At 54.9% G+C, this 14,698-nt stretch carries 11 protein-coding genes; 9 read left to right on the top strand and 2 right to left on the bottom strand.

Going from position 1 to position 14,698, the window contains the following annotated elements; all coding sequences use genetic code 11:
• Nucleotides 1-19 precede the first annotated feature (19 nt).
• Together VKV18_RS10665 and VKV18_RS10660 are read left to right on the top strand one after the other, a co-directional pair.
• Nucleotides 20-625, top strand: coding sequence for an isochorismatase family protein (locus VKV18_RS10665; RefSeq protein WP_324204192.1), 606 nt, complete (start codon nt 20-22; stop codon nt 623-625).
• On the top strand, nt 615-4,343 hold the full coding sequence (locus tag VKV18_RS10660) for an alpha-mannosidase (RefSeq protein ID WP_324204191.1): 3,729 nt from the start codon (nt 615-617) through the stop codon (nt 4,341-4,343). Before VKV18_RS10665 ends, VKV18_RS10660 begins: the two co-directional genes overlap by 11 nt.
• Nucleotides 4,344-4,420: 77 nt before the next feature.
• Here VKV18_RS10660 and VKV18_RS10655 read toward each other — a convergent pair whose 3' ends face one another.
• On the bottom strand, nt 4,421-6,817 hold the full coding sequence (locus tag VKV18_RS10655; protein ID WP_324204190.1) for a tetratricopeptide repeat protein: 2,397 nt from the start codon (nt 6,815-6,817) through the stop codon (nt 4,421-4,423).
• Between the two features lie 63 nt (nt 6,818-6,880).
• Nucleotides 6,881-7,732, bottom strand: coding sequence for a hypothetical protein (locus VKV18_RS10650; protein WP_324204189.1), 852 nt, complete (start codon nt 7,730-7,732; stop codon nt 6,881-6,883).
• Nucleotides 7,733-8,063: 331 nt separating this feature from the next.
• Between VKV18_RS10650 and abc-f the strand changes: the two genes are divergently transcribed.
• The 7 genes from abc-f to VKV18_RS10615 all read left to right on the top strand — a co-directional run.
• Nucleotides 8,064-10,067: a ribosomal protection-like ABC-F family protein gene (gene abc-f / locus VKV18_RS10645; protein ID WP_324204188.1), complete on the top strand. Its 2,004-nt coding sequence runs from the start codon at nt 8,064-8,066 to the stop codon at nt 10,065-10,067.
• A 363-nt stretch (nt 10,068-10,430) separates the two neighbouring features.
• Entirely contained in the window at nt 10,431-10,673 is a 243-nt protein-coding gene (locus VKV18_RS10640; protein ID WP_324204187.1) for a hypothetical protein, read from the top strand.
• A gap of 99 nt (nt 10,674-10,772) precedes the next feature.
• On the top strand, nt 10,773-12,212 hold the full coding sequence (locus VKV18_RS10635) for a glycosyl hydrolase family 79 C-terminal domain-containing protein (RefSeq protein ID WP_324204186.1): 1,440 nt from the start codon (nt 10,773-10,775) through the stop codon (nt 12,210-12,212).
• 135 nt (nt 12,213-12,347) lie between these two features.
• Nucleotides 12,348-12,830 (top strand): hypothetical protein, encoded by a 483-nt coding sequence (locus VKV18_RS10630; RefSeq protein WP_324204185.1) that lies wholly within the window; start codon nt 12,348-12,350, stop codon nt 12,828-12,830.
• The gene (locus tag VKV18_RS10625) at nt 12,830-13,156 is read left to right on the top strand and encodes a hypothetical protein (RefSeq protein WP_324204184.1); all 327 of its coding nucleotides are present in this window, start codon (nt 12,830-12,832) and stop codon (nt 13,154-13,156) included. Before VKV18_RS10630 ends, VKV18_RS10625 begins: the two co-directional genes overlap by 1 nt.
• Nucleotides 13,140-13,913 carry a DUF6754 domain-containing protein gene (locus tag VKV18_RS10620; protein ID WP_324204183.1) on the top strand — a complete coding sequence of 258 codons (774 nt, stop codon included), beginning with the start codon at nt 13,140-13,142 and terminating at the stop codon, nt 13,911-13,913. The genes VKV18_RS10625 and VKV18_RS10620 overlap by 17 nt, the downstream gene beginning before the upstream one ends.
• Nucleotides 13,913-14,698, top strand: a 786-nt coding sequence (locus tag VKV18_RS10615; protein ID WP_324204182.1) for a hypothetical protein, incomplete at its 3' end; no start/stop codon positions are given. The genes VKV18_RS10620 and VKV18_RS10615, both read left to right, overlap by 1 nt.

Raw genomic sequence — 14,698 nt, 5'->3', positions numbered from 1 at the left:
CACGAATCGAGGAGTTTTGATGACGACAAGACATACGGCCACGCTCTGCGCTACCGAAAGCGTTTTAGTTGCTATTGACCTTCAGGACTCCCTCCTACGCGCCCTGCCCAATACCGAAAGTTTCTTGAGGAGCACGCGCCTCTTATTACAGGGGGCGCAGGCGCTGGGGATACCCTTGTTGGTTACAACGCAAAATCGCGCCAAGCTCGGTGGAGTTACGCAGGAGCTAGCCGACCTGCTCCCAAAGGAAGATACCTGGCTCGACAAGCTCTGCTTTAATTGTGCCGGGGCATCGAATTTTCTAGTACGGCTGCAGGCGCTACAAAGGCGGCAGGTGGTGCTATGTGGAGTGGAAACCCATATCTGCGTATGCCAAACGGCTTTAGGGATGCTTGCAGAGGGCTATCAGGTGCATATCGTTGCCGATGCCGTGGCTGCACGTTCCCAATGGGATCATGAGCTGGGGCTAAAGAAGATGTTTCAGTTAGGAGCGCTGCCCTCTTCGGTTGAAATGGCGCTCTATGAATGGGTAGGGGAGGCGGGAAGCACCGCGTTTCGTGCGATATTACCGCTTATTAAAGCACATCAGAATCAACGTAAGGAGTTAGGTTCTCATGCGAAGTAGGAGACAGATTCTCGAAACAATCGGTTTGTGGGGGGCTGTTGTCGGGTTCCTTGCTCTTCTCATCGGCTCGCCCGGTAGGGCACGCGCCGATTCCTTTACAGATGCCCTTGTCCTCCTGCGCGATAGTCGTGTCATAACAGTTAACGATTGGAAGTTCCACCAGCCGGATATCCCAAATGGCCAGATGCCTGAAGTGTCGGATGCGGATTGGCAGACGGTTCATCCTGGGTTTGTTTGGCATGGAGAGAACACACGCGTCTGGTTCCGCACCCAGATCGTGGTGCCCGGCGAGGTTGCAGGGGTCTCAACAGAAGGAGCCCCGATGTACCTGCAGATAGGCGTGGACGACGACGGGGAAGTCTACGTAAATGGAGAGTTGCGAGATAGTTTTCATTGGGATGAAGGCAATGTGCTGATCTCTCCCCATGTACGGCCGGGTGAGAAGTTTTTGATCGCCGTACGCGGCATCAACGGGCCAGGAGACGGGCGGCTGATGTTTAGCCGTTTGGTTTTTGGGCCGCCGGGTCTATGGCAGCCCAATTTTGATTGGGTGGTTCAGGAGACGCAGTTTCTACAGCAGCTTGCCTCGCAGGTGCCCGCCCAAGAGAGCGAGCGAATTCGTAGCACGCTGGCCGCAGCCGAGGCCAAGGTGGATATCGATCATCTTTCGAGCCTCCCGTTAGAGCAATCGGCAGCGCAACTGGCCGCAGCTCATGAAACCCTCATGAGCCTACGTCCACTTACTCAAAACTATGATGTCTACTATGTAGGTCATGCCCACATAGACATGAACTGGCTGTGGCCCTGGCCGGAGACCATAGATGTATGTCATCGTACCTGGGCCAGCGCGTTAAAGCTGATGAACGCCTTCCCCGACTTTGGGTTTGTGCAAAGCCAGCCAGGCGCCTACGTGCCGATTCAGCATCGGTATCCGCAAGAGTTCGCCGCTATGCAAGCGGCGGTTCAACGCGGCCAATGGGACCCGGTGAGCGGTTTTTGGGACGAATCGGATACCGACATGCCCTCCGGTGAAGCCCTTGCTCGCTCGCTTTTCTTAGGCCAGCGCTACTTTTACAAGCATTTTGGACGCTATGCCATAACCGGGTGGCTGCCGGATTCGTTCGGCCACTCATGGCAAATCCCACAATTGCTGCGTAATGTAGGCATCGTTAACTACTACCACATGCGCTGTAACGATGGCATCTACTTCAGCTGGTGGGAATCGCCGGATGGCTCTCGTGTTTTGAAAGCCAGCACAAACAGCTACGACGAACCGGTAACGGTAGACCAGATGGTGCGCCCATGGCAAATAGAGAACGGCTTTGGGCTGAAAAAGGCTTTGGTTGTTTTCGGGGTAGGAGACCACGGAGGAGGGCCGACACGCCAGATGATCCTGGTGGGCAAGCAGCTTCAGCAAGACCCTCTTATGCCAAAAGTACATTTTTGCACCGCCGATAAGTTCTTCGATATTCTCCGCTCCGACCCCAATACGGCTCAACTCCCGGTCGTGGATAGAGATTTACAGTACACATTCGAGGGATGCTACACGACACACGCCGACATTAAAAAGGCGGTGCGCAGCACCGAGAATGCACTTTACACAGCAGAGGCGTTCTCCTCTCTGGCTGCGATGAGCGGTCTTCCCTATCCGGTGCAGGGGTTTGAGGAGGCTTGGAAACCGACAGCCTTTGCGCAGTTCCACGACATCATGTGCGGTTCGGCCATCCATTCGACCTATCCTTGGATGGAGAGCTATTTAACTCCGGCGCGCCAATGGGCAGAGCAGCAAACCGCCAGAGCCATCCAAACGCTCACGAGCCATGTAGATACTCGTGGGGCGAAAAAGGGAGAAAAAACAGTTGTTGTTTGGAATGCCCTTTCCTATGCTTGCACCGGTCCGGTCAAAGTGAGCGTTCCTCAGGCAACTTTATATCATTCCGTTAGAGACGCAGTAGGCCATCTCTTCCCTGCACAGGCTCTATCGTCTGACACGCTACTGTTTATCGCTAGGGATGTCCCCGGTTTTGGGCATAAACTCTATTTTCTCTCTACGAAATCCTGTGCATCGCATCTCTCGGTTTCAAAAGGCCGCACCGGCGATTATGTGCTGCAAAACGCCTTTCTACGCCTTGAGATCGACCCCAGAACCGGGCTTATACAGCGTTTGGAAGACCTTCGTATGGGACGAGAGCTTTTGGCGGCTTCAGGCAACGAACTGCAGTTGCTGGGGGATACGGGCAGTGCCTGGAACATCAACTTCACCGGCCAACAGCAGCTACTGACAACCCAGGGCGCCCAAGTCCGCCTGCTATCAAGCGGCCCGGTTATGGCGACCATCCAGGTAACGCACGCGCTAGACAAATCCTCTTACGTGCAGGAGATATCGCTCTATGATGGGCTTGATCGAGTGGATGTGCAGAACGATGTGCAATGGCATGAGCACAACGAGATGCTGAAGGTGGCGTTTCCGTTGGCCATGCAGCACCCCAAGTTGCACGTCTCCATCCCTTACGGAAGTATAGACCGACCGGATAACGGGCAGGAAAACCCCGGCCAGAAATGGATGGATATGACCAATTATAGCGGTGCCAAAGTGCTGGCGGCGACTCCTCTCGACCTGCACACCTGGTTTAATTCGGATAGTAACGCCGATTTCGATTCACAAGGGCGTGGCTATCCTCGTAACCTGTTTCCACCACCCGGCCTTCGCGCCGTAGGCAGCATGAAGCTTCCCATCGTTCTCCATGGCGATGCACCCGGCCCGGATAACATCGCCTGTGAAGGCCAAACCGTCTCGCTACCGCCGACGGCAAAAGGCAATACCCTCTTTCTTGTAGGAGCCGGCGCATTGGGCAGCCAGGGCGGGCTGTTGAAGCTGCAACTTGCAAACGGACAGGAGATCACTCTAGCCATCGCTATGGGCGACTGGGTAACCGGCGGACAATCGGAAACCGACGTCATGGATTTTCCCTATCGACTCATCAACAACGGCACCGATAAAGAGAACACGCCGGCTCACCTTTGGATGATCTCTGTCGCTTTGCCGAATGGGGAGAGGGTGGTACGCATGCAGTTGCCGCAAAATCCGAATCTGCATCTCTTTGCGGCGACGGTGGCGACGGTAAGCCCCGGCAGGGCGCTGTGGGGAGTTACCTTTGTGAACGACAGCAAATATGGGAACGATGCGAACGGGCCGGTCTTTCGCCTTAGTTTGCTACGTTCCTCCCATGACCCAGACCCCGATCCGGACGAGGGCGAGCAGCGTTTCGCTTATGCCCTGATACCACATTCTGGGGATTGGCGGGCGGCACGGGCCGAAGAGTTGGGAAAGGCCTTTAACATACCCCTGCAGGCTGTGCTAACGAGCGCCCATCCGGCTAAGTCTGATGACATCCCTTCCTTTAAGCTAACCGATGCGAAAGGATGGGGCGATCTGGTAGCTGGAGCGCTCAAGCACTGCGAGGACGGTAAAGGCTTTATCCTCCGGTTTTTCGAGACACAGGGACGCGATACCGTGGCCGTGCTACATTTCTCGGTGCCGGTGCAGGTTACGCAAACGGATATTTTGGAGCATCCGTTGCCCGGCGGCTTTCGGGGTAAAGGGAAGGTATTCACCCTACCCGTCGGCCACGATAAGATCGTGACCTTGCACATTGTTGGGTTACCGGATGCTGGGGTCGCTCCGCCTCCGAATCCGGCGTTGCCCGAACCGGACTAACAAAGGAACTGGAAGCGTATTGAGGCGGCGCATCCAATGCGCCGCCTCTTCTTTCATTTATACGGAAGCAGGCTCCGTTAAGAAGAGGAACCTTTCTCGAACACCTTGATCCAGCCCCGATAGCGCTGGATGTTCTCCTGTGCTACCTGGTTCTGCGGATCGATTTGGAGGGCGCGGCGAAAAGCGCCAAGCGCACCGGGGATATCGCCCAGCTGCTCACGTGCAACCCCAATGTTGTTAATGGCATCTACGTAGGAAGGGTCTATGGTGATGGCCTTCTTAAAGTAGGGAATTGCCTCCTTCGGCTGGCCGAGTTCGAGAACAGCAAGCCCAAGTCCGTTAAGGGCTTCGGCGTTGTTAGGTTGTTCTATCAAGGCACGCCGGTACACCTCTTTGGCACGATGCCAATTCTCACGATCTCCACTGGTAACAAGCAGGTAGCCTAACATGCGTAGGGCGAGAGCCATCTCCGGCCCATGTCGAGGGAGGGCAACTGTCTTCTGAAGAACCTGCATTGCCGCCTGTTTTTGGCCGTCAAGCTGAAGGCTGCGGGCATAGAACAGGGCCAATTGAAGATGAGAGGGATTGGCCGTGTAGATCGGCGCCAGCACATGGGACGCTTCTGCGTATTTCTGCTCATGCAAAAGGTTTTGCGCATAGAGAAGAGCGATATCCACATTCTGTGGGTCTCGGTTGAGAGCTTGCTGATAGGCGCTGTCGGCATCCGGATAGTGCCCTAACTGGGTTTGGGTTTTGGCGAGTAGAAGTAGCGCAGAGAGCGAATCGGGATGGAGACTTAAGGCAGCCTGGAGTTTTTCTGCCGCTGCGGCATTGTTGCCTTCTTGGGCAAGTAGGGTGGCTTGGGCCTCTAGGGCAGCATAGTCGTTGGGCTGAAGTCGGGTGGCGTTATCGAGCGCCGTTTTGGCCGTTTGCCATGCCGGATCGGAGAGAGGAAGCTTTTTTTGGAGGGCTTCCTGGAGGGTAAGAATGCCGAGGTTGTGCCATGCCACGGCGTTAGAGGCAGCGATCTCTGTGGCTTTTTGGTAGACGGCGATCGCTTCGCTATAGCGGCCGAGGTGCTGAAGGGCATCGCCGAGGGCGCAAAATCCATCGCCGTTAGGCACCGCATTGCCCTGAGGATCGAGTTGGGTATAGCGTTGCAGGGCGGTTACTGCGGCTGCATAGTCGCCGGTATTGGCCAAGGTGGTGCCGAGTAGGTAGGCGACTAAGGGGGAGTTAGGCTCTTGTTGGGCAAGCTCTTGCAACTGTTTGGTAGCCGATGCATACTGCTGTTGCGCAATAAGGGCGCTGGCAAGATTAAGACGGGCTGTGGTGTCGGACGGAGATAGATCGAGTGCTTGACGGAGGGTTGCGGTTGCCTGATCGTATTGGTGTTGTTGAAGATAGCACGCACCGAGCCAGGCGAGGGCGCTCTCATCGTGGGGGTTGGTCTTAAGATAGGTTTGGAAGAGCTGGATGGCCTCTTCGATTTTTCCTACTTTTTGAGCCGCGACGGCGCTATTATAAAGCACATTTGGGGGTAAAGCTGCCTGTTGACCTGCTACTTGGCGGTCGGCCGCAGCCTGTTGAAACGCCTCATAGGCCTCTTTATAGTGGTTCTGAGCGAGGTAGATACGTCCTAGCCCCTCGCGCACCTCATAGTCTTTTGGATTGAGAGACAATGCCTTTTCGAAGGCGGTTTGGGCATTAGACAGCGCGTTTAGATTTTTTGATTGATCGGCTGCTTTAAGCCAAATAAAGCCGAGAAGGCGCCAGGCGGTTTCTCGGTCGGGTGCAAGTTGCGTGGCTTGTGTGGCCGAATCGGTAGCAAGTTGGATGTCTCCCACGTTTAGTGCAGCGGAAGCAAGGGCGATGTAGAGGGCTGGACGGTCGAGGGATTGGGGGGGCAAGCTTGGAATGCCCGTTGGCGCCGTAACGGAGGCGCTAGGAGGTAAGGCCGCTGCTTTTTGGTAGGCAGCGATGGCATCCTTCAAAAACTCGGTTTTCTGGGAGCTGTTTTGAGCTTTTGTGGCCGCATCAAAATAGACGGTGCCGAGGTCGAAGTAACAGCGATAGAGATAAGGATCGCGTACATCGGGCTTCGGCATAGCGCCATAGATCGTAATGGCGTGCTGTAGGGCCTCGGCAGCGTCCGGATAGAGACCGAGTTTATGGTAAGCAAACCCTAAATCCACATAAGGAAGGCCTTGCTTGGGGTCGAGGAGGATGGCCTGCTGAAGTGGGTCTATGGCGTCCGCGTAGTCGGCCCGCGCGATTTGTAAAAACCCTATCCACTGGAGAATGATGGGGCTTTTAGGGGCCTCACGGTGGGCGGCTTGCATCTCTTTGAGCGCCTGCTCTAGATCGTTTGACTGATGGTTTTGCACCCAGGACTCGTAGAGATGAAACCCTCTATCGAAGTGTTCTTGCACCGAGTCGGCATAGGCCACAGAAAAAGAACAAATGGAAAGCAAGCTCAGAGTGACCCATGCAGAACATCTGATAAAGCATGAGGTTCGACCTTGCATAGGGTAAAACTAGCCTCGCTTCTTATATTTTCTCATAAACACCAGAGGAAGCCCCATACCGGCGACAAAGGAGAGCCAACCCCCTTCTGGCACGATGCCATGCGGTGAGAAACCGCCTGAGCTGGAAAACTGCGGTGGCAGCGCTCCAAGGAGGTTACCCCCACTAGAGCCACCGCTGTGAAAGAAAAAGGGCAGAGCTAGAGCACCGGTGTACGGCAGGCCAGAAAAATGGGCTTGCGGCAAGCCTGGAGGACGCAAGGGGAGGGCATCCGCTGAAGCGGGAATTTCGAGATCGGCGATCCGTGTTGGCGTAGAGATAGGAGTGTAGGGCTGTGGGTTGATCGGTGAGACGGGCGTGGTTAAGGAGGGCGTTAAGTCAAACTGGTTATGAGCCACGCTCTTAGCCGGTGGCAAAGACACGGTTCCGATGGGGTTACCGCATTCGGCGATCAGGACGGGCGCGTTTTTACTGTCGGCGAACACTAAGGTTCCTGCCGGAACGTGGCGCAGCTTATAGCCCATGATTTCAGCCCCGTTGATGATGTGGACATACCACACAGGAAGGTCGCGATCGGAGGAAAGGCGTGTAAGGTGAAGTTGGGCAAGGGCAAGCTCTACATCGCCCGTTGTTGCGATATCGAAATGGCGTTTGTACCTATCGGCAACTATTGGTTCGCGTTCAACTTCTTGGACGAGTTCGCGGGTGCTATTGGCCGGATAAAGCAAAAACGCCCCGGGGGGCACACCGGGGGCAGCCTTTGCAGGCAAGGCCCCTTGAAGAAGCAGGCCACCAGCACTTAGAATGATGAAAGCGACGGCCTTCTTACCGAAAGAAGCCAGACCGGTTAACGGATGTGTCATAGGTGTTTTCTCCCTCCATAAGTGTGTTATGAAAAGCGCTGTGGCCCATCCATCTTAGCTTGAATAGTCTAAATTATTATATCCTAATGCTTTGACGACGTGCAAGGCGATTCTGTTCAACGAAAAAATTTTAGGGAACCTCGATGACCTCCTTGAAGCTGCTGCTGCCTAGTCGGCCAAAGTTGTGCGTAATTAGGTGGTGTCCCCTTTAAAAAGAAACAGCTTACCCTCGCTGTTAGTTCCTCATCAAATCTGGTATATAGACTCCGCTTCGCATAGTAAGAACGTCTAGAAGTCAGCATAAAATGGTGGACGAAGCGGAAAGCGCACCATGAGCTTAGTGTATGTCGAAAACCTCGAAAAATCCTATGGCAGCGACCCCCTCTTTGCCGATGTAACCTTTCGCTTGGATTGGGGTCAGAAGGTGGGGTTGGTAGGGCGCAATGGAGCCGGCAAGACAACCCTCCTGCGCATTCTTGCCGGTGAAGAGGAGCCGGATCGGGGGCATGTGCGTTATGCACGCGGTGTTCGCTTTGGATACCTGCGTCAAGAGGATGCCGTTGATCCGAAGAAGACCGTGCTAGAGGAAGCGCAGGCAGCTTTCGCTCCTATTTTGGCGATGGAGCGGCGCATGCGTCAGATCGAAGCCGAGATGGGCGCTCTCTCTCCGGCGGAGGTGCAGCAAAAAGATTTGGAACCGGTCATCTGGGAATATAGTCAACTGCAGGAGCGCTTTGAGATTATGGGAGGATATGCGGTGCTTCGTGATGTCCCCCAGGTACTCTATCGGCTTGGTTTTGCTCCGGAGGACTTGTCAAAGCCCTGCGGGTACCTGTCGGGAGGAGAAAAGACCCGACTGGCACTTGCAAGGCTACTTCTCTCTGGCCCAGATGTTCTCTATTTGGACGAGCCTACAAACCATCTCGATATCGAGGCCATCGAGTGGTTAGAGAGCTATTTGAAAGCGTTTGGCGGTGCCCTGCTTCTGGTATCACACGACCGCTATTTTTTAGACCGCATCGCCACTCAGATCGCCGAGATGGAGGCAGGTAAATTGACGTTCTATCGAGGCGACTATACCCACTTTCAACTACAGAAGCAGACTCGTCAGAAACGTATGGAGGAGGTATACGAGCGTGAAAAGCGCGAAATAGCTCGTCTGATGGAGTTCTGCGAAAAATGGAAGAGCACACCCACGCGACGCAATCAGGCGATGGCCCGGAAACGATGGGCCGAGCGTCTGGAAGCCCGACTTGTCGAGCCACCTAAAGCAACCGGTAAAAATCTTCGCATAAAACTTCAAAGCCAACGCCCTTCTCCTAAGTCGGAACGGTTGAGCGCAAGCGAAGTGCTTGTTTTTGAGGGACTTACCAAACAGTATGAGGGCAAAAAGCTTTTTGAAAACGTTAGCGGGGTTGTGCAGCGCGGCGATCGCCTTGGGATTGTAGGGCCAAACGGGGCCGGTAAATCTACCTTTGTGCGTATCCTTTTAGGGCGGGAGATGCCCGATGCAGGAACCGTGCGTTTCGGGCAGAACGTTACCGTGGGCTACTTCGCGCAAGATACGAGTGATCTTGATTTGGAGGCCACCGTTCTGGAAAATATGCTGGAGGTAGGGACGATCTCCCCACTTGAAGCGCGCACCCACCTCGCGCACTTTCTCTTTGTGGGCGACGATGTTTTTCGCCAGGTGAAGTTCTTATCGGGCGGCGAGAAAAATAAGCTTGTGTTGGCCCAGATCACCTGGCTTAAGCCCAATCTTCTGGTGTTGGACGAGCCGACAAACCACCTCGACATCGAATCGCGCGAAGCGCTCGTGCAGATGCTAAAAGAGTACGAAGGAACGCTCCTGCTTGTTTCGCATGACCGTTACCTCTTAGATCAGACAACGGAAAAGACTTTGGAGATCGCCGGTGGCCAAGCACGGTGGTACGATATGCCCTACAGCCTGTATAGAGAGCGATGCCAGCCGATAAGCGCGCGTGTTTCGGGTTCGGCTGGCCCTGTGGCGAAATCTGCCACCTCCAATCCCGCTCTTGAACGTCTGCTCTCAGAGCGGCCTCACAGGCCGGCGGGCTTGGTTGGAGCACGACCCGGCTTGCACGCTTTAAACGCGGAGCGCCGCAAAGCGCGCAGGCAGGTGGAAGAGGCTGAGAAGCGCGTGGAGGCCCTCGAAAATCGCTTGAAGGAGCTAGAAGAGCGCCTTTTTCATCCAACCCCTTCCGACAATGTGGTAGCTCTTTCTCAAGAGTATCGTGGCGTTCAGCAGGCGCTTGAGGAGGCCATGCGATTATGGGAGGAAGCTGCACGCTATGCCGAAAAGATCGGCGCCTGACCACCTTAAATCTCAAAAAGCCGAATGGTTTGAAGACGGAGTTGTCTCCATTCGTGTTTAGTTAGGGCTAGTGCTGGCTATCAAAACGCTTGTGATTCGCTCAGACAGGAATCCTTACCCTCTTGTTCGCTTAAAACACTCTACATAAGTTTTCAATTCAACCCGATAATATTACTTGGTAGAGCACTCGCAGTACGTCTGGAGCCATCTCGGAGCCGCTTATCGAGTGGCCAGACTTGTGCACTATCGTTTCTTCCCCTTGCGTGCTCGGAGGCCCTAGAAGGCTTTCGGGCACGCCTAAGACACAGAGACCCTACTTTGCATTTTCGCCATAGGCGATAGCTTACAAGGAGAATCATCGTGATGTGGGACTTCGTAGAGCGCGAAGAGTTTCAAGACCTCTATTTGGCCGGAGAGCGCGTGATGCCGGGGCTTTACCGGCAGGTGGATGGGAAGCGAGAGGTGTGGCTCGATAAGGAGGACGTGTTACCTGCAAGTCTCGATGGGCGCGTCGCCTGCTATCGGCGTGTCTACTCCTGGGCCCTCATCCAACAGCAGCAACCTACGGTAGAAAAACCGACCGACTATTCTCTTCTCTCCTCCTGAGGTCTCTTCGCAACGGATGAACATCCTCGGCCTTGTTACGTCTAAAAGGTCGAGGATTTTGCGTGTTAGCGAGGAATTTCCTTTCAGAAAGGAGAGAGGATGCGTTTTCGTCAATCATCGTCTTGGATCGGGCTGCTTTTTACTGCCTTGTTGTGGCCTCTTTATGCCTTTGCCCAATCAGCGCCGGTGGTAAACGTTCGCGTGACACAAGAGCCGATAGCCCCGGCGATTCCCAAGGACTTTTTGGGGCTTAGCTATGAGGCGCCCGCCCTCACAAGCCCCTATTTTGATCTCTCGAATAAGGTTTATGTACAGCTGCTGCGGAATTTGGGGCCAGGCTCTTTTCGATTCGGCGGCAACAGCGTGGAAAGCACGTTTTGGCTGCAGGCGCCTATAGGCGCGAATCAGACGGCTCGCCGACCTCTTCGACGCCCCACCGTGATAACAGGCTCTGATCTCGATAGGGTTTTTAGGTTCGCGCACGCCATCGGCTGGCATGTCATTCTCGGAGTGAACTTAGGGCATTTCGACCCACAGATGGCGGCCGATGAGGCGCACTATGCGGTGACGCATGGGGGCAGCGCGCTAACGGGCATTGAAATCGGTAATGAGGCCGATCTCTATGGCGGCAACGGGTGGCGCACAAGGGAGTGGAACTATACGCAGTATCATCACGATTTCACTGCCTATGTCGGCGCCATCGAGCAGAAGACACCCGGCACCCCGATCGTCGCTCCAGCTTTTTGTTGCTCTCAAGGCTATCGTTGGCTACCGCAGCTCCTTCGAGATGACGCCTCAAAAATCCATCTCGTTTCGTTCCATATGTATCCGTTGTATCACGCGCCCGGCAGCAAGGGGCCTACGGCAGAACAGCTGCTGAGTACGAAGGTGGCGAATTGGGAAGATCAGCATTTGCAAGAGCTGGCCTCCGATGTGGCACCCTACCATTTGCCTTTGCGCATGGCGGAGACGAACTCCGTTGCAGGAGGGGGTATGCCGGGCGTGAGCGATACCTATGTCGCCGCGCTTTGGGTTGCCGACTACCTCTTTCGTGTGGCCGAACATGGTCTGAGCGGAGTCAATTTTCATGGTGGCTTTTTTAGAGGCGGCTATAGCCCTATTTGGGAACAGAACGGGGTGTTCTCGGCAGCACCGGAGTACTACGGCATCCTGTTGTTCCACAAGGCAGCCCAAGGCCGACCGGTTCAGGTGCAAGTGGATGTGCCTTCCGATCTCAATGTGGTGGCCCATGCGGTGGCCGGCTCAAGGGGTCGGCTCTACGTGGCGATCATCAACAAGGATTTTCAGAACGGCGCCGAGGTGCATTTGCAACTGCCATCGTCTTTTCGGCATGGCGAGATGCTTCGCCTAAGCGGGCCGGCCGCAAATGCCCAAGAGGGCATAACGCTGGGAGGTCGAACGGTGTCGGCAGATGGGACCTGGAGCCCGGCAGACCCCGAACGTGTGAAGGTGAGCGATCGAATGGCGGTTGTCTCGGTCCCTGCGCTTAGTGCCGCTCTGATCACGTTCTACAAGTAGTTCCGCTTGTATTCCCTAAAAGCCTCTGCGAAATCCCGGAAAAGGCTGCTTCCGGAGCGAGACTGAGGCGGCATCCACATTGCCCACCCGGCACCTCACACTTGAAAATCTGCAAGGAGATGATATAATGGACGTATGCAAAACGGCCATGAACAACTCCATGCTGACGCTACTGTTCCTAAGGATGCCGTGGTGTGGCAGGTGCATCTGTTACGCCGTCAACCGCAAAAGCTGCCGTTCGTAGGAGCCGTTGTTCTGCTTGGCGTTTTAAGCGCTTGGGTGCTTTTTGGCCAACCGCTGTTGGCGTTGGTGGCGCTTATGCTGCTTTGCAAGGCTGCTGGCGAATATCTGTTTCCGCTGACCTATCGTCTCGATGCCGATGGCGTGTGGTTGAACGGATTTCTGTTGCGTCAAGGGCTTCGGTGGCAGGAGGCTAAACGCCTGGTAAGCGAGGAGAATGGGTTGTACGTCTCTCCTTTTGCCGTTCCCTCACCGTTAGAGCGATTTCGCGGCCTCCGCCTCCGTTTTGCAAACGACGGCTCTGTCGGTGACCGCACTATGGTGTTAGACGCGCTTACCAGGTGGGCACCTCATCTTATGATCAACGAGGCACTCTAATGTTCGATTGGAACCGCCCGCTCGACCAGCAGCGCCTGGAAGCCCTAATCGAAGAGATAGCCCAATGGGTGCATCGTCGTCAATTACACGTTCCGGCCATTATGTTGCTGGAGATGCACAAGCCGATCGCTTTCTTTATGGGGCAGGGGGTTGTGTTTTCGGCTACACTGCTCGCCCCGCTTTTCGGCGCCCAAAAGGTGCAGGAGTTTTCGCGGCTGCTTGAAAACCGAGAAAACATAGAGCGGCTTATACAGCGCATCGAGACGCTGGCATCGGCTCCTAACGCCGGAGCTTCGGAAGGAGAGAAGCATGCTTCATGCCAATAGTGCCGTGCGCATTTTCGTCCCTCTGTTGAGCTTCATCATCCTCGCTGCGATCTATGTAGCACGTCAACGCTCGCTCTTTATACGGCGTATCTACGGCCTCACGGCTATTGAAGAGGCGGTGGGCAGAGCTACGGAAATGGGTAGGCCGATGCTGGGCGTCCCCGGTTTAGGCGGCATTGACATTGTTACTTTACAGGCTGTTGCTATCCTGGCCTACGTAGCGCGCATCGGTTGTCGCTACCGAACCCCACTGCTTGTGCCTGTTGCCGACACAACCCTTCTGCCCTTGATGCAAGAGACACTGCAGGATGTCTATGTGTCGGAAGGAAAGCCCGAACTTTTTGACCCCGAAAACGTGCGCTTTCTCTCGAATCGCCAGTTCTCCTTCGCCGCTGCGGTCGCCGGAACGATTCTGCGAGAGCGCACGGCAGCCTGCTTCTATTTTGGGTTGTTCTACGCCGAGGCCCTTATCTTTTCTGAAGTTGGCCAGCAGATTGGTGCGATTCAGATCGCGGGGACGCCCTCGACGCTTCAGATACCCTTTTTCATCGCTACCTGCGATTATGTGATCATCGGAGATGAGTTTTATGCTGCCAGCGCCTACCTCACGCGCGAACCGGTTCTGTTGGGCAGCATCATCGGCCAAGACCTCTGCAAGCTTCTTCTCATCCTCGGCGTGCTGGTCGGAATTGTTGTGGCCTCTATTTGGCCGATCTATCTCCCTCTAATCAAGAGTTTCTTATTGGGAGCGGGATAGTGGGCTTGTGGAGTGGGTTCTTTCACCCGGTTCATAGCAAAACCCTGTTGGCATTATATATAGCGGGGGTGCTTTTTGCGTGTCTTGTGCTCTTTTTGGTGCTACAGCTCATTCCTGTGCCGGCACGACGGCATGTTATCCGGTTCGTTACGTTTCTTGGCGGGCTTTTCTACGCCCTTGAGTTCTTTTTGCCGGTTGCCAAAAGCGGCCCTCACGCCGACCAAAACGTTTTAACCCCCTACACCACCGCCTTCGGAAACATTAGTCAGGCCATTGTCGGCTTTACCATTGGATTGGGGGTGATCAATCTTTTTCAGGTACATCTCGGACGTCTTGTAAAGCGATCGAGCGATGCGATGTTTAGTTTGGCCTTCTTTCTAAGTTTCTTAGCCATGTTCCTTGTGAGCCTGTGGCATCATAGTCACCCGAACGCCCTCAGCAGAGCGCTGAACCACATTCTGTTCGATGGCCTTCTCCAGTCGCTCGACGCCACCATGTTTTCGCTCATCGCCTTCTATATCGCCTCCGCAGCCTATCGGGCGTTTCGGGTGCGCTCGTTGGAGGCCACTATTCTGCTCGTCACCGCGCTTGTGGTGATGTTGGGCCAAATTCCGGTTGGTACCTATCTTACGCACACCTTTCCCGCCCCCTTGCGGGTGGAGAACATCCGCAACTGGATTCTCACGCAGGCCAATGTGGCGGTAATACGTGCTATCGCGTTTGGCCTCGATATAGGCGCTCTCGCGATGTCGCTACGGATATGGCTTGGGCTGGAGCGCGGAAAC

Source organism: Chthonomonas sp. (assembly GCF_035294505.1).
Classification (GTDB): Bacteria; Armatimonadota; Chthonomonadetes; order Chthonomonadales; family Chthonomonadaceae; genus Chthonomonas.
Note: the sequence above shows the minus strand (reverse complement) of the source record. Positions and strands in the feature narration are given on the sequence as shown.